Source organism: Gracilibacillus orientalis (assembly GCF_900114645.1).
Lineage (GTDB): Bacteria > Bacillota > Bacilli > Bacillales > Amphibacillaceae > Gracilibacillus > Gracilibacillus orientalis.
Genome location: NZ_FOTR01000006.1, coordinates 37,335 through 59,665 on the forward strand (window position 1 = coordinate 37,335; position 22,331 = coordinate 59,665).

At 34.1% G+C, this 22,331-nt stretch carries 24 protein-coding genes, 1 pseudogene and 1 riboswitch; of the genes and pseudogenes, 7 read left to right on the top strand and 18 right to left on the bottom strand.

Features of this window, described 5'->3' with window-relative positions; genetic code table 11:
• Window positions 1-7: 7 nt before the first annotated feature.
• The 4 genes from BM121_RS11915 to BM121_RS11930 form a co-directional block, all read right to left on the bottom strand.
• Window positions 8-460 (bottom strand): MarR family winged helix-turn-helix transcriptional regulator, encoded by a 453-nt coding sequence (locus tag BM121_RS11915; protein WP_091483872.1) that lies wholly within the window; start codon window positions 458-460, stop codon window positions 8-10.
• A gap of 390 nt (window positions 461-850) precedes the next feature.
• Complete coding sequence (locus BM121_RS11920) at window positions 851-1,846, bottom strand: glutaminase (RefSeq protein ID WP_091483873.1); 996 nt, start codon at window positions 1,844-1,846, stop codon at window positions 851-853.
• Window positions 1,847-2,197: 351 nt separating this feature from the next.
• On the bottom strand, window positions 2,198-2,734 hold the full coding sequence (locus BM121_RS11925) for an AAA family ATPase (protein WP_091484085.1): 537 nt from the start codon (window positions 2,732-2,734) through the stop codon (window positions 2,198-2,200).
• 193 nt (window positions 2,735-2,927) lie between these two features.
• A complete protein-coding gene (locus BM121_RS11930; RefSeq protein WP_091484086.1) occupies window positions 2,928-3,359 on the bottom strand; it encodes an Lrp/AsnC family transcriptional regulator in 432 nt (143 codons plus the stop codon).
• A 474-nt stretch (window positions 3,360-3,833) separates the two neighbouring features.
• Here BM121_RS11930 and BM121_RS11935 point away from each other — a divergent pair, with 474 nt between their 5' ends.
• From BM121_RS11935 to BM121_RS11945, 3 genes are all read left to right on the top strand, one after another.
• The gene (locus BM121_RS11935) at window positions 3,834-4,199 is read left to right on the top strand and encodes a hypothetical protein (protein ID WP_091483874.1); all 366 of its coding nucleotides are present in this window, start codon (window positions 3,834-3,836) and stop codon (window positions 4,197-4,199) included.
• A gap of 52 nt (window positions 4,200-4,251) precedes the next feature.
• On the top strand, window positions 4,252-5,298 hold the full coding sequence (locus tag BM121_RS11940) for an oxidoreductase (RefSeq protein ID WP_091483875.1): 1,047 nt from the start codon (window positions 4,252-4,254) through the stop codon (window positions 5,296-5,298).
• 400 nt (window positions 5,299-5,698) lie between these two features.
• Window positions 5,699-6,148 (top strand): DUF1569 domain-containing protein, encoded by a 450-nt coding sequence (locus BM121_RS11945; RefSeq protein WP_091483876.1) that lies wholly within the window; start codon window positions 5,699-5,701, stop codon window positions 6,146-6,148.
• Between the two features lie 123 nt (window positions 6,149-6,271).
• On the opposite strand, the gene BM121_RS11950 is transcribed toward BM121_RS11945, so the two are convergent.
• The 11 genes and pseudogenes from BM121_RS11950 to BM121_RS12000 form a co-directional block, all read right to left on the bottom strand.
• Window positions 6,272-6,787, bottom strand: coding sequence for a DinB family protein (locus BM121_RS11950; protein ID WP_091483877.1), 516 nt, complete (start codon window positions 6,785-6,787; stop codon window positions 6,272-6,274).
• A gap of 133 nt (window positions 6,788-6,920) precedes the next feature.
• Complete coding sequence (locus BM121_RS11955) at window positions 6,921-7,202, bottom strand: YesK family protein (RefSeq protein WP_091483878.1); 282 nt, start codon at window positions 7,200-7,202, stop codon at window positions 6,921-6,923.
• 206 nt (window positions 7,203-7,408) lie between these two features.
• Entirely contained in the window at window positions 7,409-7,864 is a 456-nt protein-coding gene (locus tag BM121_RS11960) for a DinB family protein (RefSeq protein WP_091483879.1), read from the bottom strand.
• Window positions 7,865-9,052: 1,188 nt separating this feature from the next.
• Window positions 9,053-9,475, bottom strand: coding sequence for a DUF4181 domain-containing protein (locus BM121_RS11970; protein WP_091483880.1), 423 nt, complete (start codon window positions 9,473-9,475; stop codon window positions 9,053-9,055).
• A gap of 163 nt (window positions 9,476-9,638) precedes the next feature.
• A pseudogene (locus BM121_RS11975) lies at window positions 9,639-10,265 on the bottom strand (cysteine hydrolase family protein); the annotation flags it as partial.
• A gap of 89 nt (window positions 10,266-10,354) precedes the next feature.
• Entirely contained in the window at window positions 10,355-11,014 is a 660-nt protein-coding gene (locus BM121_RS11980) for an HAD family hydrolase (RefSeq protein ID WP_091483882.1), read from the bottom strand.
• Window positions 11,015-11,156: 142 nt separating this feature from the next.
• Window positions 11,157-11,504, bottom strand: coding sequence for a DUF4181 domain-containing protein (locus tag BM121_RS11985; protein ID WP_091483883.1), 348 nt, complete (start codon window positions 11,502-11,504; stop codon window positions 11,157-11,159).
• Between the two features lie 488 nt (window positions 11,505-11,992).
• The gene (locus BM121_RS22075; protein ID WP_175495417.1) at window positions 11,993-12,166 is read right to left on the bottom strand and encodes a hypothetical protein; all 174 of its coding nucleotides are present in this window, start codon (window positions 12,164-12,166) and stop codon (window positions 11,993-11,995) included.
• A gap of 107 nt (window positions 12,167-12,273) precedes the next feature.
• On the bottom strand, window positions 12,274-13,437 hold the full coding sequence (locus BM121_RS11990) for a hypothetical protein (RefSeq protein ID WP_139220266.1): 1,164 nt from the start codon (window positions 13,435-13,437) through the stop codon (window positions 12,274-12,276).
• A gap of 822 nt (window positions 13,438-14,259) precedes the next feature.
• Window positions 14,260-15,501 (bottom strand): HAD-IIA family hydrolase, encoded by a 1,242-nt coding sequence (locus tag BM121_RS11995; protein WP_091483885.1) that lies wholly within the window; start codon window positions 15,499-15,501, stop codon window positions 14,260-14,262.
• An 83-nt stretch (window positions 15,502-15,584) separates the two neighbouring features.
• The gene (locus BM121_RS12000) at window positions 15,585-15,974 is read right to left on the bottom strand and encodes a class I SAM-dependent methyltransferase (RefSeq protein WP_091483886.1); all 390 of its coding nucleotides are present in this window, start codon (window positions 15,972-15,974) and stop codon (window positions 15,585-15,587) included.
• 200 nt (window positions 15,975-16,174) lie between these two features.
• Window positions 16,175-16,285: riboswitch (TPP riboswitch) on the bottom strand.
• 260 nt (window positions 16,286-16,545) lie between these two features.
• Between BM121_RS12000 and BM121_RS12005 the strand changes: the two genes are divergently transcribed.
• Window positions 16,546-16,812 (top strand): DUF4158 domain-containing protein, encoded by a 267-nt coding sequence (locus BM121_RS12005; RefSeq protein WP_217649316.1) that lies wholly within the window; start codon window positions 16,546-16,548, stop codon window positions 16,810-16,812.
• A gap of 229 nt (window positions 16,813-17,041) precedes the next feature.
• On the opposite strand, the gene rlmD is transcribed toward BM121_RS12005, so the two are convergent.
• Window positions 17,042-18,526 carry a 23S rRNA (uracil(1939)-C(5))-methyltransferase RlmD gene (gene rlmD, locus BM121_RS12010; RefSeq protein ID WP_091483887.1) on the bottom strand — a complete coding sequence of 495 codons (1,485 nt, stop codon included), beginning with the start codon at window positions 18,524-18,526 and terminating at the stop codon, window positions 17,042-17,044.
• Between the two features lie 233 nt (window positions 18,527-18,759).
• Complete coding sequence (locus BM121_RS12015) at window positions 18,760-19,074, bottom strand: DUF3892 domain-containing protein (protein WP_091483888.1); 315 nt, start codon at window positions 19,072-19,074, stop codon at window positions 18,760-18,762.
• 181 nt (window positions 19,075-19,255) lie between these two features.
• On the opposite strand from BM121_RS12015, the gene BM121_RS12020 reads away from it, so the two are divergent.
• The 3 genes from BM121_RS12020 (at window position 19,256) to BM121_RS12030 (ending at window position 21,050) form a co-directional block, all read left to right on the top strand.
• Complete coding sequence (locus BM121_RS12020; RefSeq protein ID WP_091483889.1) at window positions 19,256-20,404, top strand: DEAD/DEAH box helicase; 1,149 nt, start codon at window positions 19,256-19,258, stop codon at window positions 20,402-20,404.
• A gap of 226 nt (window positions 20,405-20,630) precedes the next feature.
• On the top strand, window positions 20,631-20,873 hold the full coding sequence (locus tag BM121_RS12025) for a DNA alkylation repair protein (protein ID WP_091483890.1): 243 nt from the start codon (window positions 20,631-20,633) through the stop codon (window positions 20,871-20,873).
• A 24-nt stretch (window positions 20,874-20,897) separates the two neighbouring features.
• Window positions 20,898-21,050, top strand: coding sequence for a small acid-soluble spore protein P (locus tag BM121_RS12030; RefSeq protein WP_091483891.1), 153 nt, complete (start codon window positions 20,898-20,900; stop codon window positions 21,048-21,050).
• A gap of 253 nt (window positions 21,051-21,303) precedes the next feature.
• Here the strand turns inward: BM121_RS12030 and BM121_RS12035 are convergent, their stop codons facing one another.
• The gene (locus BM121_RS12035; RefSeq protein ID WP_091483892.1) at window positions 21,304-22,047 is read right to left on the bottom strand and encodes an SDR family NAD(P)-dependent oxidoreductase; all 744 of its coding nucleotides are present in this window, start codon (window positions 22,045-22,047) and stop codon (window positions 21,304-21,306) included.
• Window positions 22,048-22,331 lie beyond the last annotated feature (284 nt).

Below are 22,331 nucleotides of genomic sequence, written 5' to 3' on the forward strand. Positions count from 1 at the left end.
TATAAAATCAATAATTTCTCTTGTTTCCCTTTTTTACATATTCCCATTCTTTTTCAATATTTTGTCGTACTCTTTGAAGAAGATCGAAAATGGTTTTCGCTTCTTTTTCTGAAAACCCCTCTAATGCAACGATATTGGAATAATCATTTTCTCTTTTTATAAAAGGATAAACATTTTTTCCGTTCTCTGTTGGAAAGAGTTTTTTTATTTTTTTGTTATGTTTATCTTCTTTCTTTTCAATAAAACCATTCATTTCGAGTTTTTTTATAGCACGAGCTGCTGTTGTTCGGTCAACTTTTATCATCTCAGCTAACTTTTCTTGAATGATTCCTGGGTTTTCACATACGCGCACAAGATACAAATATTGTCCTTTTGTAAGGTCATATTCTTTGAATTCTATATTACTAATCGAATCTAATGCCCTTGCTATCACTCCAATTTCACGAAGAATTTCCTTCATAGTTAATCTCCTTAGTAAATATTTTTATTGCAAATGCAACAAAAACAGCATATACCTAATTCAACTTAAATTTATTGCATTTGCAACAATAATTTGATAATGGGTCGAGTAAAATATGTTCTGATGCACTTTTGGTAGGACTAGCCATAAATTCGAGACTTAACGGGAAATTGGAAATAATAGGTTGTAATTCATATTTATTAGTGCAAAAAACAGAATTTTAGGGGGATTAACAACATTTTGGTGATTAGCAGTGATATGTGACTCTTTATATCGGACAATTTGATAACACCTGACATTTTGACCAGGAGTGAGAACTTGGATGAAAGGATTCAATCAGCAGATTATATCAAATTCTTATATGATTTCAAGCTTATACAAACTCAATCTTTAAAATATACTGAGATCCCATTGCTTTGCTATATGTCGGAGAAGTCTAATTCCTGCGATACTATTGCCTTGTTTATCGAGCGCAGGACCATAAACCCCAATTCCACACCCTTCAAGGAAAGGAAGATCCTCGTGCCTTGCTCTTGGAGGAGCAACTGCAACAATTCCACCAGAGACACCACTTTTGGCTGGAATTCCGACATACGCAGCAAATTTTCCAGACGCATCATACATCCCGCAAGTCAACATTAATGACTTTGCTAAACGAGCAACTTGTTTTGGAATAATTTCTAACTCCGTTTTTGGATCCTTACCGTCATTTGCTAGTATCGTACCTATATGAGCCAAATCCTTAAGTGAAATTTCGATTGAACATTGTTTAAAATATGTTTCCAATGTCAGATCTAGCTCTGATTCCAAGTTGCCAGTTTCGACTAGATAATATCCAATAGCTCTATTTCGTATTGAGGTTTCACTTTCCGACTTAAAAACATCCATGTTTAATGAAGGACAATAACCTAAAATATTTTCCAGCAATTCAAAAATAGGCTCTAGTTTCTCATCAGATGTTTTTCCGTTCAAAAGCGATGTTACGGTAATGGCGCCAGCATTCACAAATGGATTAAATGGCTTTTTAATCTGTTTCATTTCTAGGTGCATAATTGAATTAAAAGCCGCACCAGTCGGCTCTACATCGACCCGATCAAGCACATAGGAAACTCCTCTTTCCATACAAGCTACAATAAAGGTAAAAACTTTGGAAATACTTTGGATCGTAAAAGGAATATCAACATCTCCAGACTCAATGGTTACACCATTAATACCCATGATTGAAATTCCCAAATGACTCTTATCTGCTTGCATTAAATGTGGTATGTAGGAAGCAAGTTCCCCTTCTTTCGTATGCTTCCAATAAAATTTCACCCAGTCATCCACATAATTTTGTAGCCAATCTTTTGTTAATTTTGTATTTTGATTAATAGCTCCTTGTACCAAAAAACCACCTCACCTGGAAGTAGTTTGTGTATCTATTCATGAAAGTTGCATTTAAAGAGAAAATAGTTAAATTATTCAATTATTTTATTGAAATCAACACCAGTTTTAAAGCTTACTCATTTTTTCCCAATAGCCAATGAAAGACGAATTCATCTTGCTCAGGTGTACGGTTGTCTTTTTCTTCAAACGATTCACTATCACTAATTTGTAGCAATTTTACTGAATAAAGTTTTAGTTATCTCCTTTACGATATACAGTTTAGTTTTTTAACTTTTCTTCCCTCTGTTTTAATAAGAAAAAAAAGGAGCTACATTTTATCGTCAACTCCTTGTTAAATTCTAGCATTAGAATCTAAATAACTTTATATTTTTGATTCTCCTTTATTTCATCTATTACTAAGGAAATTTCACATATATTATTACTTGTATCAAAAAGATGCTTTTTATCTAGGTTTGATTCCATAAACTCATCGACTAACATTAGACATCGATCCCCCATTCTATACTCAGGTTGTCTCATATTATCTCTATTAATTAATGTTTTATTATCAGTCCATAACACTATATATTTAACTTCTACATCTAGGTTTACAAGATTTTCACTAAGCCATTTTGCTTCCTCTGGGAATGTCACATAATCAATTACAATATCGATACCAAAAGAAATAAAATTCTTAGTCAAACTTAGAATATTATTCCAAATCAAGGCGAGCTCTTCTTTGCTTTCCCAAGGTTTCAATCGGCCATTTATGTGCATATGACTTATGTCATCACCAGAAACATAAGCACTTTGCTTTAATTGTTTAACAAGTTCTTTGGAAGTTGTAGATTTACCCACTCCAGCAGGACCTGATATTATATAAACCTTGTTCTTTTCATTATTTTTCATTTTAATTACTCCCTCCACAATCTGTAATCTTATGAAATAATTAACACCTCTAGCCTGTCCTTTAGTAAAGTACATTTTCATCATTTCAACATAATATTCCATTAATTCATTTTAAATGTAACCCATAAAAAAGACGATCATTTTATGACCGCCGTGTTGAAGTATTGTTAATCGTGATTCTTTTCTTTTTTAATTAAAAGCAAGGTATTACCTTTGCTCCTTTTATCGGTGAAGAGAGAACAATAAGGGTAGTAGAGTCTCCATACTCCCCTAATTTATTCATTCTACTTTCTAAGGATTGTAAAGAATCAGCAACCATTTTTAATAAAAAGTTATATTGACCACTTATTCGATGTAGTTCAATAACTTCCTCCGTCTTCTCGCAATAGTCAACAAACCTTTCACAGCTTTTTGTGTGGAATAACACATAGGCTGATATGGGTTTGTTTACTTTTTCTGCTGGTACAACTGCTCTGTAATGGTCAATGACACCCTCCTCTTCCAACCTTTTCACTCTTTCTGAAACAGCTGGTTGGGATAAGGCAACTGCTTTGCCAAGCTCGGTCATTGAGATTCTTGCTTTTTCTTGAAGTACTAATAAAATTTGCTTATCCATTTCATCCAACATAATAACCTCCTTTAAATTAAAAGTATAACATCCAAAATAAAGTTAATTTATAAGTAAATATAACATAATAACATGAATTATCCATGTAAATAACCTTTTATTTAATTTATAATTCTTGTAAAGTATTTATTTTAAGGAGAGATATAAATGAATCATTTACTAAATCCTGTTCAGTTAAATAATTGTTTACTCTAAAAGAAATAGATTATATGAATGCTCAAATAACAAATGGAACAATGAGAATTCGTACTGTTGAAGTTTAGCTAAATATTTTGTGAATGGGTTAGAAAACCTCATGAAATAAAACTAGATCGTGAAGGAATATGAACGTGTCCACTTATTCAACAAGAAATAGAAGATCTAAAATGAAAAAATGAAGGACTAATCAAAATAAATCTATAAATTATGCTTGGCTTAACGAAGATAATGATTCACCTTATTTTGATTGGTTGAATGGAGAGGATGAAAATCATGGACAACAATCTAATTATTGTTAATTTGCTAGTGAATCCTACATCATCGAAGCCGTTTTCCTTAAAATTAGAATTCAAAGGCGATCCAAAATTTAAGGAAAGATTGATCAATGTATCAAAAGAGAAGTTTTACTATGTTTATAGAAAAAATGAAGATCTCTTATTTGGGCTGTTTATTAAACATGGATTTGGAAAAGGTACCAAACTTTTATGTGATTTAGAGAAGTTATTTGAGAATAATGAATCAATAGATTTCAAGACAAAAAAATCCGCTATCAAAGCAAAAGAACAAATCCAATATGATTTAGATGCATTTGCAGAAAAAGAATGGAACGAATATAGACGATTACTGAATATCAAATAATTTAATTTATAATTCTTTTCAAAAATCAATTTCAATTTAAGGAGAGATATAAATGAATCATTTACTAGACCCTGTTCAGTTAAATAATTGGAAACTTCAAAGCAAAGTTGTAATGGCTCCGATGACGAGAAGTTTTGCAGATAATGAAACTGGAATAGTTGGAAAAGATGTTGTTGAATATTATCGTAGAAGAGCTGCAAACGGTATCGGATTAATTATTACAGAAGGAATAAATCCAAGTCTACGAGGCAAAGGGACTTTTGGTGTACCTGGACTGTATACTGATAAACAAATAAAGGCATGGCAAAAGGTGACAGATGCTGTTCATTTAGAAGGAGGAACTATCGTTGCCCAACTTTGGCATGTTGGAAGATTAACGCATCATGAACTAACAGGCGGTTATGCTCCACAAGCACCTTCAAAAATCAAAGCCGATGGACTCGTTCATCGTTTGCGTAAACCATATGAATCTCCAGAGCAAATGTCATTTCATGATATACAGAGTGTCATTAATCAATATTCACTTGCTGCTAGAAATGCTAAGGCTGCAGGGTTCGATGGTGTAGAGATACATGGTGCCCATGGCTATTTAATAGATCAATTTAATACCAACGTTACAAATAAAAGAGAAGATAAGTATGGTGGAGATTTATATCAGCGTTTAACTTTCATGAAGGAAATACTTCATGCAGTTGCCAAGGAAGTTGGCCCCCAAAATACGATCATTCGGTTTTCTGAAATAAAGGATGATCTTCCAACATTTAAATGGGATAATCCTGAAATAACAATAAAGGCTTTTATTCAAGTTTTCAAAGAAATTGGTTTAAAAACAATACATCCATCGACCAATAATTTTAAAGAAGTTATTACTAATGAAATGACCTTACATCAACTGGTTAGAAAATATTGGGATGATACAATCATAGGTGTAGGAAATTTAGACGTGGATACGGCCAATAATGCTTTAAAAGAAGGGACAATTGACCTTGCTGCTTTTGGTAGACCAATCTTAGCAAATCCTGATTTCGTTCAAAGAATTAAAAAGAACAAAAAACTTACAAGTTACAATTCAAAGAATCTCTTAAAAAAATTGTATTAGGAATTTATAAAGGAATATCAGGGAGTTTAATAATAGGTTATATAAAACACAATTTTACTATTCTACAAACCTGTTATTCCTTGCCTTTATTTGTTCAAGTATCCTGCCCTAAAGTTTAAGTAGATTCTCTCACAATGTCGTCACCTATTCTTTATTAGTGATTAATCTATCATAATTACTTATTCCTTCCTTTTTACCAAAAAAGGTAATCTATTTTCCAAAGTATTTCATCATTCCCTTGTTACTTTAATAAGGAATTTACGTTTAATTTTTGATGATCATCAAGTTTAAATCTTGCACCTCTTAGTTAAAGAAGGATAAAATAACGTTGACATTGAATTATATATTAAACAATCAAGGGCATTTATTGGTTAAAATCAAATACTAATGGAGGATTCTAATGAATAATATTTTTGAGATCACGTATACAAATGAAATATTAAATCGTATCGAAAAATTAAACGTAAATTCACAACCAAATTGGGGAAAAATGGATGTAGCGCAAATGTTAGCTCATTGCTCATATTTCCAAGATATCGCAATGGGATATTCCTTACCCCCAAGAGGTTGGTTAGATGTATTAGTAGGTAAATTTGCAAAGCCCATTTTTTATAATGACAAACCTTTAGCCCATAATATGTCTACTATTCCAACTATTTTAATTACATGTAAAAAAGATTTTGAAATAGAAAAAGAAAAACTGAAACAAAAAATTATAACATTTCAAAAAAATGGACCAGAGGCTTGTAAAGGTCGTCCACACCCTTTTTTCGGAAAACTTACCTGCGAACAATGGGGAAAAGGCATTTACAAGCATCTTGACCACCATTTGAAACAATTTGGTGTTTAGTGGAAGGAGTTTAATTATGCCGTACCATCTTAAAGTAATCTGCCCTTTAACACAATAAGCATATATTCTGTATAGCTGTGATCTCTCACATTCGTGTGCGTTTGTGAAATTTGTAAAGGCAGTCTAATTGTCGAATAGCCCTCTTCCTCTCAGGTTTGCGGAAACAGGCTCCTTTCCTATTTCACGTGCCCATATAGATAACTGACCAATATGGTGGATTTCGTGGACAATGACATGACGTATAATCTCTCCGTGTGTACATTCAATGACTCGGCGCCTGATGGGTGCGTCTCTGGAGCTAATCGGTTCTCCATTGAAATCAGTTTCTGAAAGTTTCCTAGAATCCATTTCATTTGTCCAAGATGTCACAAATGGCTTCACTTTCTCATGGTATTGAGCTGAAAGATTTTTCACTTTTTGTAAGCTAGCATAATCCTCAAACAATGGCTCCTCAGGCACTGGTTCACCTCGCAAACCTAAGACCCACATATATTCCACATCTACAATGTGAAACAAGGTATGTAGGATACTGCCGAATCCACCTACTCGTTCCTTTAACAGTTCTTCATCCGGTATGTCTTCGCACCATGTAAACCAATCATCACGAACTTGCCAATTATATTGAAACAGTTTCAACATTACAACAGCCTCCATCTTTTATAGGTTTAATATTTAACTTTCACCAAAAGATTTCAAAATCCTTTTTTAGCTAATAACTTTTAAAAACCCGTTAAATTCCTCGACAAAATGGCAAGACCTAAGCAATCTCTCGTTATATATTATAACGTTGATTATTTTTTTTCTGTGCAACAGTTGCAAAAGATATAATGGAAAAAATCGTTAAAAAGAAACCAAGAATCGCATAAGCTCCACCTTCGAATCCTCTAATGTTAACAATACCAATATAGAAGAGAATAACAGCAACTATAATCGCTATGATTCCAGGCAACATCCTTACAAATAAGGTAAAACCTTTTTTGCTCAACCACCAGCTAAACGTCAAAATAATAATCCATGGAATAAGAGCCACCAGAAAAGGTCCTAAAAGCATCATTGTATACACCCTCCTCTCACCACATTAACATTATATTCCATTTTTAAGGGTGACTGTTTTTCCATTGTTCAACTAACCTGCCATATACTACAATGTCTTCTTTCATCATTTACCATAATACTCCAACATTTCATTTTAATTTTAAGTCATGAAAAAGACGAGTATTTGATGATCGCTATGTTAACACCCGTTTGCGGGAGAAGGTTTTAGCCTTCCACACCATGTTTCGGATTCCACGTACCTTGTAATTTCCTAATATAAAGAATCTGTCCAGTGTGGTATGTTATATGATTAGTAAGATGAGCAAGTTCAGGTGCCCACTTGTCAATTTTATTAGCATTAGCTTCTTCAACAACGTTCTTCCATTCAGACATTATGCTATTTATGCACTTAACAGTGTCTTCCCAATTTAATTCTTCTTTGTTTCTAAAGGTATTATTATCAACATCTTCTTTGTTTGGTATTTCTTTAAACCTATTTAAATATTGCTGATTGTAGAATATTAAGTGATTTACTATTTCAAAGATAGAGTTTGTCATTTCACTGGGTTTCCAACTGGCTTGCTCTTCAGTAAGACCATCAATTGAATTTAGTAACGCTACAAACCAAGTGTTTTCATGACAAGCATTTAACTGTACTAAAAAAATATCTTTCACATTCATCTTTTTTCCTCCTTCTTATTAAATAATCCTGTCCTTTAGCTTAATAACATCTTCATCACCATTTTAACATTAAATCCCAATTATTTAAGAAAATTCTTTTATAAATTTGGAAACCCTTAAATTAAAAAGATAGGAATGATCCATTTTGTCGTTTTCAGATGATGTGAAGCAGATAAAAGAATTGAGGGTTTATACTCTTTGATCGTAACAGTATTAACTGAGGAAGTAAGAACATCGTCAGTATATTATAAGGTACTTGTTTTTCTATGTGAATGTCTTCAGCAATCACCCAATTATTTTCCCATATACCATGAGCTTTTTGCCCATCTCTTTGAAGTCCTCTTGAAAGCCTTAGTTCTCTTGGACATTCAACCCATGATTTAAGATCTTATTTATTCTGCTAAACTATCTTTTTCCTAATCGTACCGTTGATAATGCTCTTCTCTTACTTCACTTATTGGCTCAAGCACCTGATTTAAAAGACGTTTCCAATTAAAATCAACTTCAATTGCCTTTTTAATTGGATGTGTATTTATAATTTGAGAGGAAGGAAGGTAAAAATCATCCAATTGAACAAACGTAATATTAGAACATTCTTCTTTTATTTTTTTAGCTAACCTCCACAGCGGTCTATCCCAATCAAGAGGGTGAAGTGCTTATTAGAGATTTTCTTTATACTATCTACTAATTGTTTGAAAGAACTAAATTGACCCTCTATCATAACGCTATCTTCATTCACTAATTTGATAGTTTTTTGTTCGTTAGATAAGTACCCTTTTTATTGACCTATTCTACCCGATACTTTATAACTTAGAATTTAATCACAATAATATTAACTATTTTATAAAAGTGTAATATATATAGGCTACTACTTGAAAAATAATAGCATACAAGTATGTGTATCCACCTATCTTATTTCCCTTTTTAAAGTTTGATACACAAAAAAACAAACAAACCACAACAAAAATAATCAAAATAAACAGAACAATAGTAGGACTTAAACTAGGCAAGGAAAAAAAGCTAAAAAAAGCTATTATAGCTATAACAACTAAAAAATTTATAATAAATTTACTCATAAGTAACATTCCCGTTCTTTTATATGGTGTTATATTCATGCATATTCATACTTTACAAATAATAAGGATATGGCGATTCCTTATATACTTCAATAAAGTCACTTTTAGCAACTTACACTAATCCAAAAAAATTAGTAGTGAATAATGTAAAAAACAGTATAAGAATAAATATTATTTCACTAATTGTTACTTTGTAAGCATTTGGATTTTGTGCATATTTTCGTTCCATAACAGCCCTACCTATTTGAGAAACGACAACAAAAATAATTAGTGTAAACCACGGTTGTAAAAACCAATACCCATTTGTTGGGCCTCTCGTAATATTTATACCATATCCTAACAAAAGACTCACTATTGTAGTGATTCTAATTGTCCAATCAACCTTTTTATGTTTTTCATTAACGTGGTTATAAGAAAAGAATTTCTTCCTCTCCACATTCCACCATTTTCTCATTATTGTATTTAACGAAACAAACAATAACAAAACAATAGCTAACAACAATAATAATCTCATCTCTACGCCATACCCATACATAAAATGACCCTCCGTATTGCGAATTTCACTTTATCAATTTACTAACCTGCTTTGTTAGTTCAATATCTTTATCTTCGCATCTAAATGATAGTCTTGTTCCACTCTTGCCCCTAATAGTTAAGTGTATTTGTTCGTACTCTATGTCCAAGATGGTATTCAGTTCTTATTTTAAGAAGCTATTGTAATACTTCTCTTGTTCTTTTAATATATCTTTTATTTCATTCGTTCCTAATACATTTACGCCTATGTTTTTCATTTCTTCTATACCTCTTTCATAAACCTGAGACATTGCATCTTCTACCATCACAATTCGAAAATCTCTTTCACTTGCTTGATAAATGGAAGTTCTAGGGCAGTTAGGAAAATTACATCCACAAAATATAATAGTATCAAAGCTTTTATCCCGTAAGAATTGTTCCAATTTGGTGTTATAAAAGGCTCCCCAACGCGGTTTATACATGACCCATTCATTATTTCCGATATGTTGAAATTCACCTTTGAACAATAAATCTGAATTAATCTTGGATTCATCATTAGGGGTTATTTCAGCAACCAACTCAGCTCCATAAGTATTTGGTGTGGCAACACGCAAACCATTTTCTATCGCTTCTCTACGACATATATCAACGTTAGAACCATCCTCTTTATATAAGCGAATAACGTGAACGATGGGTAAATTATTCTTTCGATAGATGTTCAATAACTTCTTCATTTTTGGGACAACATCTGACGTTCCTTCGATTTTGGCTGATGCTTCAGGTAAGGTAAAGTCATTTTGAGTATCAATTGTTACTAAGACAGACTTAAATTAAGTACACCTTTTACTCTAAGAAAAGGCACTTCTCGTTCTTAAAGAAATGCCTCTGTTAGTTCAATAAATTATTTGTGTAATTTAGATAATATTGTTTGTAGCTCTGTTAAATCGTCAATTACCATATCAGCTTGTGCGAGTTCATCTTCTCGTGCAAAGTCAAAGTTACATCCAACTGAAACTAAACCATTATCTTTAGCTGCATTTATATCTGATAGCCGATCTCCAACTACTGCTCCATAAGTGATGTCGTATTTCTTTATAATATTCTGGACCAAATCCGATTTATTCAATGAATTAATTTGTTGGATACTAAAAGTTTCTGTAACGTATTTATCCAAATGATAATAACTAACAATAGCTTTTAAGTATTCCGTCAAACCATTGCTTGCTATGTATATTGCAAAATTATTCTCTTTCAAATAACTAAAGACTTCTTTTACTTCTGGATATAAAGCACCTTTTCCACTTCTTATATTTTCTATTAATCTTTCTAGAAAATAAGCATTCGTTTGATCTCTTTCTTCAACAGAGTGATAAGGTAACAATGTTTCCCATACTTTTGGTAATGGCACACCCATTATTTCGCGGTATTTATCAATAGGGGTAACTGTACTCCATTTATCTAGTGAACGTAAATAGTTAAAAGTATCTTCAAGTGATAATTCCAAAATTTTATCTGTTTGAAATAGTGTTCCATCCATATCAAAAATTAGTGACTGAGACATTATCATTCTCTCTCCCTTTTCAAATAACTAATTGATTTTTAAATTTAACAAAAATGGATATAAGCTAACAATCCCCTCTTCTTTCCTTAAAGAAATAGCTTGTTCTTCTAAAACTATCGCACCCGTTCATTATATATAAACATCAGAATATAAATATCAAAATATAAATTAGTCCAAGCATTAGTACAATTAGTGAAACCACATATTCCTTAGAATCCTTCAGAAACTTCCACTCCAAAAATGATTGAAAGCCTAATGTTAGTATTAAAAAAAATAACCAAAACCACTTCATAACATTATTATTAAAAATATCTAAAAAAAAGAAAACGCTACAGATACCAATAATTCCAATTATGAGTAATCCCCATATTTGAATATTTTCACCTGCCGTTTCAGAAATCTTTTTCTTATTTTTCCCGACAATTAGCTTACTAACAATGATGTACGCAATGCTAACAACCAACGCTAAAAATGGTGTTGAAATACCCACCTCCCATATCCCCCTTATGAATATATTATTTTTTATTATTCATCAATAAATTTCCATAAACCTTATTGAACTAAACTGCCCGTTTAATATATTTTTTCAAAACTCATTTGTATCTTAACATAAATATCCAGTTCTGGTGATATGAATTTTTCTACTGTCTGAACCGATTGCGAAACAAAATATATGATTTTTGTTCAGTTGCATTCTACGAGATCCATAATTCCCATTCACTTGTTCGTGGAGGTTTTGTATTTGCTCTAGAATTGTTCATTTCGTTGGTCTTCTGTTGTAGGGGATGTTTATAATAGGAAGTACATGCTACCTCTGCTATTTCACACACAATACAATAGAAAAACCTTTTCTGCATGAAGTTGTTGAATCGCTATATAATGGTGTTCTAAACGAACTCAGCTTACGACCGTCCCCTTTCGATCTCCTCTAACTTTTTTCAAAAAACTTTTTCCGCACGCACCGTTCATTTTCTTTATCTATGAGGTTTTCTTTAATACTTTCCATCCATATTTGACTACGGATTTCTTCCAATCTATGAGCGTTGTATGATATACATACTTTTGATAAATACCTCTTAAGCTAAAACTTTTATGTTTATATGCATCTAATACCATTTGTTTAAATTCAATAGTATAATTCTTTCTTGGCATAAAAATAACTCCCCTCAAAGTAACAGAGTTTATTTTTTATCTGTCTACTTAGAAGGGAGCATATCATTTTTACTCATGTGGTAGTTTCTATTGTTAATAGTTTACAGTTATACATCTAGCGGAATCTTTATCTCAAGATTATTCAACATCTTAGGATATGGATAGAGCCAGGCTGCCACTCTTAATGGATTTTCTCCTTCTTTTGTAATCGGAAATTCAGCAAGGTAAGTATTTTCCAAACCAATTGGTTTTACATTACCTAACAGATTACGAACGATATATCCGGATGAAACATTTTTATGAGAAGAATTTTCTAACCAAATGTTATTACCGGGATACACTTGGGAAATAGGATATTTTATTTGGTCCTCGTAGGTAACAAACGTCTTATCCTCTTTATATTCTACATCCGTAATTATTAGATTTCCAATTTCTCCTTGACTTAAGGATATAGGTAAATTATTAGGGTCTAACAACTTAGATGACTTTTTAAGAGATTTATCCTGTTCTGTATCTAGATGAGAACTTAAAGTAACTTTTTTTGTTCCTTTTTTCGGTAATGCAAATTTGTAAAAGTATTCTGTTGTTACAGTATTATTCTTTTGATTAATCCTTGAAATCCCGGAATCGACACCAGTATAGGTTTCTAAAGAATCGCCATCGTCCATAATTAAATTAAATGCTAAGTTTTCTCTGGCTCTATTGGATAAATTTTGTTTCAACTTAAAATTCACTGAAACCTCTGCAGCGTTCCATTTTATATGATGAAGCTCGAGTTCTAAATCTCCGTCTTTTTTTACTACATCATTAAATTTAATTACTTTATTGTTCACTTCCTTAACTGGCATTTTAAATTCCCAATTTCCTTTTGTGTTCATTACCTGATTGAAAACCATTTCTAAACTACCGTTATTAGGTATTTTAGTATTTGGATAGACCTTAAATATCATTGTAAACTTCTTATCAGATATTTTTTCATGCCATAATGAAGTAGAGAAATTTATATTCTTACCGTTATATTTAATATGTGGTCTTCCTAAAAGTCTAAAAGGTTCAGCCGTGTTATTGTCACTTGATAGTGTTATAACACAGCTGTTTTTATTTGTAACATAAAGGTGATTCAGGTATATAGTGACTTTAATGATTATAAATGCCTTTATATTCGCTAAGTTCTTTTTTTCTTGGTGAGAAGTAGCTATGTTGATGGCATGTAAAGAATTAGGATTATCAAAAGAAGATGCAAAAAAATGTATGGTGAAATGTACTATCAATTTGATCTAAAAATGCCTGATGAAGCAGAGGAAAAAGGTTTTAAATGGTACAATGAATAAAGACTATCAGAATGAATATAGTTCAAAAATAATGTCGAACAAGTCTACTAAACTTACATATATGATATAATAGATGCAACAATAGATCGGTTTCACAGGAGGGATTTAGGTAGCACCAGTTGTCCCTGCCGTTAGTCTCGTTGGGAGACTTCCCGGGAGGGAGGTGTTGCTCATGGATATAGAAAACGCATTAACGCTCATGCTATCGTTTGGCGTGCTGGTAGCGTTTATCATGTCCGAAAAAAACAACAAAAAATAACCCCTCATGTGCTTTGACGGGCGCTAAGGGATTATTTTCCTAAGTCTGCCTAGCCCCTCTTGATGGGGTTCGGTCTATTGTAACCGTAGACGTTGGAGCGTCTGCGGTTTTTATTATGATATGACTTTCTATTTATATTATACCCGATTGCATGATTTTTAACAACTGACTTATTACCTCTTTCTAATTAATTTGTATAATATCATGTGTGTTGATATACTGTGTCTCTTCACCAGTATTGATATGCATTTGCAGATTGTTTATATTCGTTATTTTTCCTTTTATATGGTGTAACCTCTTCGACTTATAAGGGGGAGTAATAGCGTAACTGCCGCCATCCGCAATAGAGAGTGAAAAAATGGAAAAAGATATATATTTTTAGAATTACTATCGTTATTTAACATCATGTTACGTAAAACGGAAAATGACTCGAAGTTTTAACCTCAAGTCATTTTCCATTTCTTTTTTAGTAAGACCCTTTTTTCAGAAGGTTTTATGTCTTTTTAACGGATATAAGAAATTTGTTCTTTTTCTAATGCATCTTTAAGCCATCTTGGATGCATACGTAAGAGATTTTCCGGTAAATGATTAAGATCAAAGTAATTCACATCTAATGTTTCTTCATTTTCCCTAATTAGAGTTCCTCCCACAACTTCACATTCGAAACAAGTTGTAATAAAGTGACTTACTTTCCCGTTTGGATATGAAAATACTTGGGAAACAGGATCAGAATAAACTCCGATTAACCGATTAACTTTTACTATCAAACCAGTTTCTTCACTAATCTCTCTGATGATTGCCTCTTCTACAGTTTCTCCCGGTTCAACATGGCCCGAAGGAATAACCCATAAGCCGTTATCTGCACGCTTCATTAGGAGAACGCGCTGAGTCTTATCAAATATAATGCCTGCTACCCCTGCATTAATATGATCAGGCCATGAAAAGGAAGGGGAAATCCATTTTTTAATTCTAGTATTACTATCAAATAAACCCTTTAAATTCGGTATCGTAGCATCTGGATTACGAAAATCTCTAGCAGATGGAAATTTTTTTGTCTTTTGGTCCGATACTAAAACGGCTGGTATTCCTACCCGATGTGCTCCTAAAATATCCGTATACGGATTATCACCTACCATTACTATTCTAGAGGACTGGGAAAAATCTTCAAGCGCTTTTTTAAACATATAAGGGGATGGTTTTCCTACAATGATAGGTCTCTTCTCTGTTGATACTTGAATTGCTTCTACCATAGCTCCAACAGCAGGTAAAGGTCCTTCTGGAGTCGGAAACGTTCTATCAGCATTTGTCGCAACAAATTTGACTCCTTTATGAATTAATTTCACTGCTTTCTGGATGTCATGAAAAGACACATCATTGTTCCACCCGACAACAACGGCTTCAACGTCGTTCTGATTGTTGGTATTAATACCTACCTGTTGACATTCCCATTTTAAATTTTCATCACCTAAAACAACTGCAGTTCTGATCTTTTCTTTCTGTAAATATTGGGCAGTTGCCCAACCTGATGTAATCACTTCTTCGCTGTTTGCTTCTATTCCAAGACTATTTAACCGACTTGCCGTTTTTTTACGTGTTGTACATGGATCATTTGTTAAAAACCGAATATTTTTTTTATTTTGCCGAAGACGTTTGAGCGATTCTACTGCTTCTGGAAGTGGTTCAGGTCCTATATAAATCACTCCATCTAAATCAAACAAAAATACATCAAAGTTATCAACTAGCATAATATTCTCTCCTTTGTATAGCTAATGAAACCTCATAACGACCAGTTCCAGCTAATATAAAACTATAATACTACCAAAGGAATTTACTCCTGTGTTGGTTTTATCGATCGATAAATAACAAAGGGCGGATAGTTCCATTCATTTTTCCATTGGTTAAATTCGTGTTTTTGTTCAATTATTTTTAATTCCTCATCAGGAATATCTCGTAAAGTTGGTTCTAGTTGTTCGATTTCCCGAAAACCTACTTCCTTAAGAAGTTCTTGATACATTGACATTGGCCAGTGGAAATCATGTAATATAAGATCCTCTTGATTCTGTATGTGTAACCATTCTTGTCGGGATTCTCCATAAGTATACTTTTTTCCTGGTATGCCATTTCTCATAGTAGAAAACTCGATACCTGTTGAGTCATGGTTCGTGTCTAAAATAACAAAAGGTGAATCAGGTTTTAGTACCCGATAAATCTCTTTCATAATTCGCTGAATCCTATCTTTACTGCCTGTGTTAATGAAATTATTCCAGTTTTTGAATCAACCAAACTTTTAAAGGGACCGGCTAGAAACATTTTTTTACTTTGACTCATTCCTTATCATTCCTAATAAAAAATTAAAAACCACTTCATTTTCGGAAGTGGTTTTTATTAACGATAGCATTTTAATAAAATAAATTTATTTATTAACGCTTCACACTTCCCTACGCTGGTATAAACCAGATCAGGTTCAAAGAGTTAAAGACTTTTAGTCATTTCTCAGCTTTTAACACAAAAGCACCCCTAGTAATTTTTATTTTGTTGTAAAAGTATTTGGTAATGTTTAACACTTATGTAAATCGTAACACAAATATCTGGAATAGTCTATAAGTTCCGATATCCTTTTTGAGAAAGGAGCTTCATGGGGATTTAATAGATTATTGTTTGATATAGTCAACTTAGATATACTGTATTTTATTAATAGTTCCGATACTCACCATTATAGGAATTTTTTAGGAGGAGATGTCTTGAAAAGAAATTGGGAATTGGACGAGTTAATTGATTACTTCACCTAAATGCCTGATGAATTAAAACTAATCCAAACGAAAAGAGGAGATACAAAACTAGGGTTTGCTGTATTGTTTAAATTTTTTCAATGTGAAGCAAGATTTCCATATCACAAAAATGAGATACCTAAATCATTAATTCACTATTTGGCAAAACAGTTATTTGGGAATTCGGATGTTTTTGAACAGTATAATTGGACTGGAAGAACTATCAGCTATCATCGAACAGAAATACGTAATTATTTTGGTTTTCGAGAAGTTGTGAACAAGCTTTGAGCAATCCTGATGGAATTATAAAAGAGGTATCCTGTTGTAAGCGAACAAACGTTAAAAGATTTAGTAAAAGAATTTAAACATACAGGACCAGCATACAGAGAAAAGGTACATTTCTACCCATAGTTCCTTACAACGGAGCCTATCTCGCAAGGATTGTAATGCACTGATTTCATACCGATCAAAATTTTGCTTATACTTAAAAAGCAGGAACCTGTCAAGTTCCTGCTTTTCACTTCAACACTATCTCCGCTACGTTTTCTACATGTACCGTCTGTGGAAACATATCCACAGGCTGAATCCCTTTTACCTTATATCCGTTCTTTACTAAATATCTCATATCCCGAACCTGCGTCACCGGATTGCAGGATACATAAACTACACGCTCTGGCTTAAGCTTCACTACACTAGACAAGAACGCTTCATCACTTCCGCTTCTTGGTGGATCCATAATTACTACATCTGCTTTCTCACCACGTGCTGCCATCTCCATCATGACTTCCCCGGAATCTCCTTGATAGAAACGGGCATTCTTCACACCGTTGCGCTTTGAATTGCGAATTGCGTCTCGGACAGCATCCTTATTCAACTCTACTCCAATGACTTTGCCAGCCTTTTGACTAGCAATCAGACCAATTGTACCGATCCCACAATACGCATCAATTACGGTTTCACTTCCAGTCAACTGGGCCATTTCAATGGCTTTTGCATATAACTTTTCCGTCTGGACTGGATTAATCTGATAGAAGGATTTCGCGGAAATATCAAACTTCATTCCACAAAGGGTGTCTGTTATAGTCCCTTTACCAAACAACACTTTCTCCTGACTACCTAGAATCATGCTCGTATTCCGGTTATTCACGTTCATGAGGATGGTTGTAATCTCTGGGTGAGCCTTCCTGAGAGCTTTCACGAAATTATTCTTACCTTTAAAAATAGGTGAAGCTACAACTAGCACCACCATGATCTCACCACTGACCTTTCCGACCTTCACCAATACGTGACGCAAGAAACCTCGTCCAGTATCTTCATTATATGGCTGCATTTTAAAGGACTTCATCATGTCCTTAATCGTTTGCCAGATCTCATCCGCTTTCGGATCGTGAATGAGACACCGATCCATCGAGATAAGCTGATGACTATTCTGAGCGTATAGCCCCCCAATAATCTGCCGTTCCTTATTCAGACCAAATGTTGTATGGCTCTTGTTCCGGTAATCATACGGATGATCCATGGTTAAAATGGGTTCTGGTTTACCGAATGGTTTCATCAATTCGTCTATTGTTTCCTGCTTAAAACGCTTTTGTGCCTGCTCATTCATATGCTGCAGCTGACATCCCCCGCATTCATAGTAATAGGAGCATAATGGCTTGATCCGGTCTTTAGACGAGGTGATTACCCGCTTCAATTCCGTATTAACATATCGACCACTAGTGGTCAAAGTAATTTCAGCCGTTTCACCTGGCAATAGATGCTCTACCTCTAGCTGCTTTCCTTTCCACTGAACGATGCCTTTCCCCTTATTGGTCAGGCCTGTGCAGGTCACCTCTGCGGTTACAGAGTTCTTATTATCTCGACGCTTATTTGTTGTCGAAGGCTTACCTTGGAATTTGTCGCCCTTTTGATTAGTCAGTGCGGAGCGCTTTTTCCTGTATGTTTTTTTCGATTGATTGCGTATTTTTCCCGGTTTATATCCGTTCTTTTTGCTTTTATTCATAGGCACTTCCTATCTATTTTTCTTTGGTTTCCCATTATATACTATTCACAAACAGTAGTAAAACTAACTAATTAAGAAAAGCGTAGAGGCCCGTTTAAAAACATAGCGATTGGAGCGAATCAACTGAGATAAAGGAATCACGGTGAACTTGCGAGATACACCCACGAAAAAAGCATACCAATCACACTATGCAATTTGGTATACTTTTCCCTTATGTTTCTTTATCAATGCCATTAAAAAGTATCTAATTGATCTAGATTATTTTCTTTAATACCGTCAGGTTCACTACGGATAATATCTCGACCATACTTATGAAATACATCGACATGCTCAAGTTTTCCTGCTTTTGCTTCATCAATTGCGGTGACGTAGTCTAACTCTCTGCCGCTATTCGTTTTAAATGCAATAATATCGCCGTCATCATTTTTTCGAACAGCAACAATTTGTTCTTTTCCAAGCTCTCCTACTGCTGGCATTTCCTGCTCAGCTTGTTCCTCACTCTGCTGTTTATAATCTTTAAATATCTTCTCAAATTCTTGATTGTCCATATTCTACACCTCCTGAACATACATTTAGTTTATAACGAAGGAAAAAATTTTATGTGTAATCTCTCCCCAACTTATGAGAGCACATAATCGATTTGATTTATCACAAAATAATGGTACATGTTGACGTATATAGTATTCCGCATTATTCTGAATAAAGATGTACGAAAAAGGAGCATTAAAAATGAATAAAACTCAATCATTAAATGAAGTATTACCTGACCTGAAACCGTTTCTTCAAACCACATGGGATAAATCCGGATTCGAAAAGCTAACAGCCATTCAACTACATACGGCTCGTTTTATAATCGAAGGAAAAGATATCATTGCTGAGTCACCAACGGGCAGCGGTAAAACGCTTGCTTACCTTTTACCACTTTTGCAACAAATCGACCCAACTCAAAAAAATACGCAAGTTGTTATCTTAGCATCATCCCATGAACTAGTGATGCAAATAAATCAAGAAGTTCAGGAGTGGTCAGCGGATAGTGGAATTGGAAGTGCTACACTGATTGGTGGAGCAAACGTAAAACGACAAATTGAAAAGTTGAAAAAGAAACCGCAAATCGTAATTGGAACACAAGGAAGAATGAACGAACTAATTAACCAGAAAAAATTAAAAATGCATCAAGTAAAAACGATTGTATTGGATGAAGCAGATCAATTGTTAGTACCCGAACATATATCTACTATCGAAAAAATCGTGAAAACTACGTTGAGTAATCGGCAAGTGCTCGTCTTTTCGGCAACTCTACCTGAGACAGTACAATCAAAGGCAGAAGAAATAATGCACAGTCCAGAAGTAATTCGAGTAGGTAAAAAAGATGATGATCGACCTAATGTGGAGTATATGTATCTTGTTTGTGAAGCGAGAGATAAGATTGAATCACTAAGAAGGCTCGTACGAAATCATGAAATGAAAGCACTTGTTTTCGTCAAAGACATTACAACGCTTTCGGTACTGGCAGAAAAACTAGATTATATGGGAATCAATGCAGGAGTTTTACATAGTGACTCCAAAAAGCAAGAGCGCGCTAAGGCAATTAAAGAATTCCGCGAAGGAAAATCTGAACTACTACTAGCTTCAGATGTTGCTGCAAGAGGCTTAGATATCCCTGATTTAACCCATGTTATTCATATGGACTTGCCGAAAGATACGACACAATTTGTTCATCGCTCAGGGAGAATTGGGCGATTGGGGTCTGACTCAGGAACCGTTGTAGCCATTATCACGGAGAGTGAGGAGCGACAACTGCAGAAGTTTAGTCGCCAATTAAATCTGACTGTGTCAAAGAAAATCCTATTCAAAGGGAAATTAGTTAATTCAAAATAATTCACTTTCCCTATTGTCCTTTTTTAACACAGTTCACTATGACTATGCCTCAACTGAAGCTTGCAAACGCTCGACTGAATTCACGAGTTTGAGCAAGCTGTATCATCAAACAGTTTAAGGCCTTCGTATAATTTAGCAGGAGTCAGAGAAAATAAAAGGTAAGTATCGTTCAAACTTTTGTAGCAATACTCCTACAAATAACAAAGTTACCATGGAGGGGTTTTACTTGAATCAGCCTTACCAGTGCCCTAAATGTAAAACAAACCGTTCACGTTTTAATGTAATTGAACAAGTAGCCAAACCAGTAAAATTAAACACAGCTACTGGTGAAGTAATCAATAATTACGAGCAGGAACCGTTAGAAGCCTTTCATGTCGCCTACAACGGCCCTGACAAGAGAATACAATGTGGTGTGTGTGGCTTAATTGAAGATGAAAACTCCTTTATTAAGTATGCTCAAACACGATAAATAAATCATGGAGGATGAATAAATATGACCAAAAATCGTAAAGGACCGAAACAGCAGGAACAACCTAATTTACCCAAAAGCGTACAACAGCCCTACGGTGAACCATTAGCAGGATCGCATAAAGTAAAAAATAAAAACCATTCCCGACAAAAACATGGTGCATCACATGACTTGTGAGACCCCTATTCAATATGAGGTATTGGAGTTAGGCATTATTCTACAATCTGGACCGATTGCAAACAAAAACCACCACATATCAATGCAGGAATTTTATAGAAAATATTTTTAGAATAACGAAGAGCAACGCAAGTTTATCTGCATTGCTCTTTTAGAGTACTGCACCATAGAGTGCAATAAGAGATGTGTGCTTCTGTTAGTTTAATTACGTGGACCAATTCATATCTTTTAATATATTCTACTAAGGTTTTATTTACTCATCTGAAGTACCCAGTGTCATTCCACCGTCTACAACAATTTCTGTACCCGTACAATACGAGCTTTCATCAGAGGCAAGGAACGCTACAGCTCGAGCAATTTCAATTGGTTGTCCAATACGTCCTAAAGGTACTGAATCGTAATAAGCAGGAACATGTTTGCCTTGAGTAGCCATTCCTGTTTCGACTCCACCTGGATGGACCATGTTTACTCGAATTCCTTTTGGTCCTAATTCAATAGCTGCAGCTTTGGACATTGCAACCACAGACGCTTTTGTCGCAGCATAAACAGAGGATTGGCTAATTGGAGCAAATGCAGAAATCGAAACATTGTTTATTATGGAGCCTTTTTGCTGCTTTTCCATTTGTGAAATAACTGCTTGCATCCCCATAAAAACACCAAGTTGATTGATATTGATCAACTCTTGATAATCATCTAGGGTTGTCTCTGTAAATGGTTTGCGTTTTAGAGCTCCAGCATTATTCACTAACACATCAAGCTTACCGAATTTATTTATGACCATATCAACCGCTGATTTCCACTCTAATTCTTTTGTGACATCTAATTGAACTGGAATAGCGTGGTCTTCTCCAATCATCCTAGCCACTACTTTAGCCTCGTCATAGTTTCGAGCACCAATTGCTACTATAGCCCCCAATGTGGCAAGGTGCTGAGCAATAGCTTTTCCCTGTCCTCGATTAGCCCCAGTGACAAGAATGACATGGTTGCTTAAACACATATCCTCACTCCTTTTTTAAATCATCATAAAGCACTGTTTATATGAAACTTTAACATACAAAGTACTTTTAAAGTTTTGATTTCACCTTAATATCAGCGTTAAATAAAGCATGATTTTCACCTAAAACATTAAACGATATAAATCTCTGCTTACTAAATTCCTTTCGTAGTTCATGTTATTTATACTCTATTTTCTTCCGCTAACCTGCTACAATAGTGAAAAAGCGTATCTTCTTATTGAAGATACGCTATCCAAAATTCCTATCCAAAAACAGAAGAAGATAA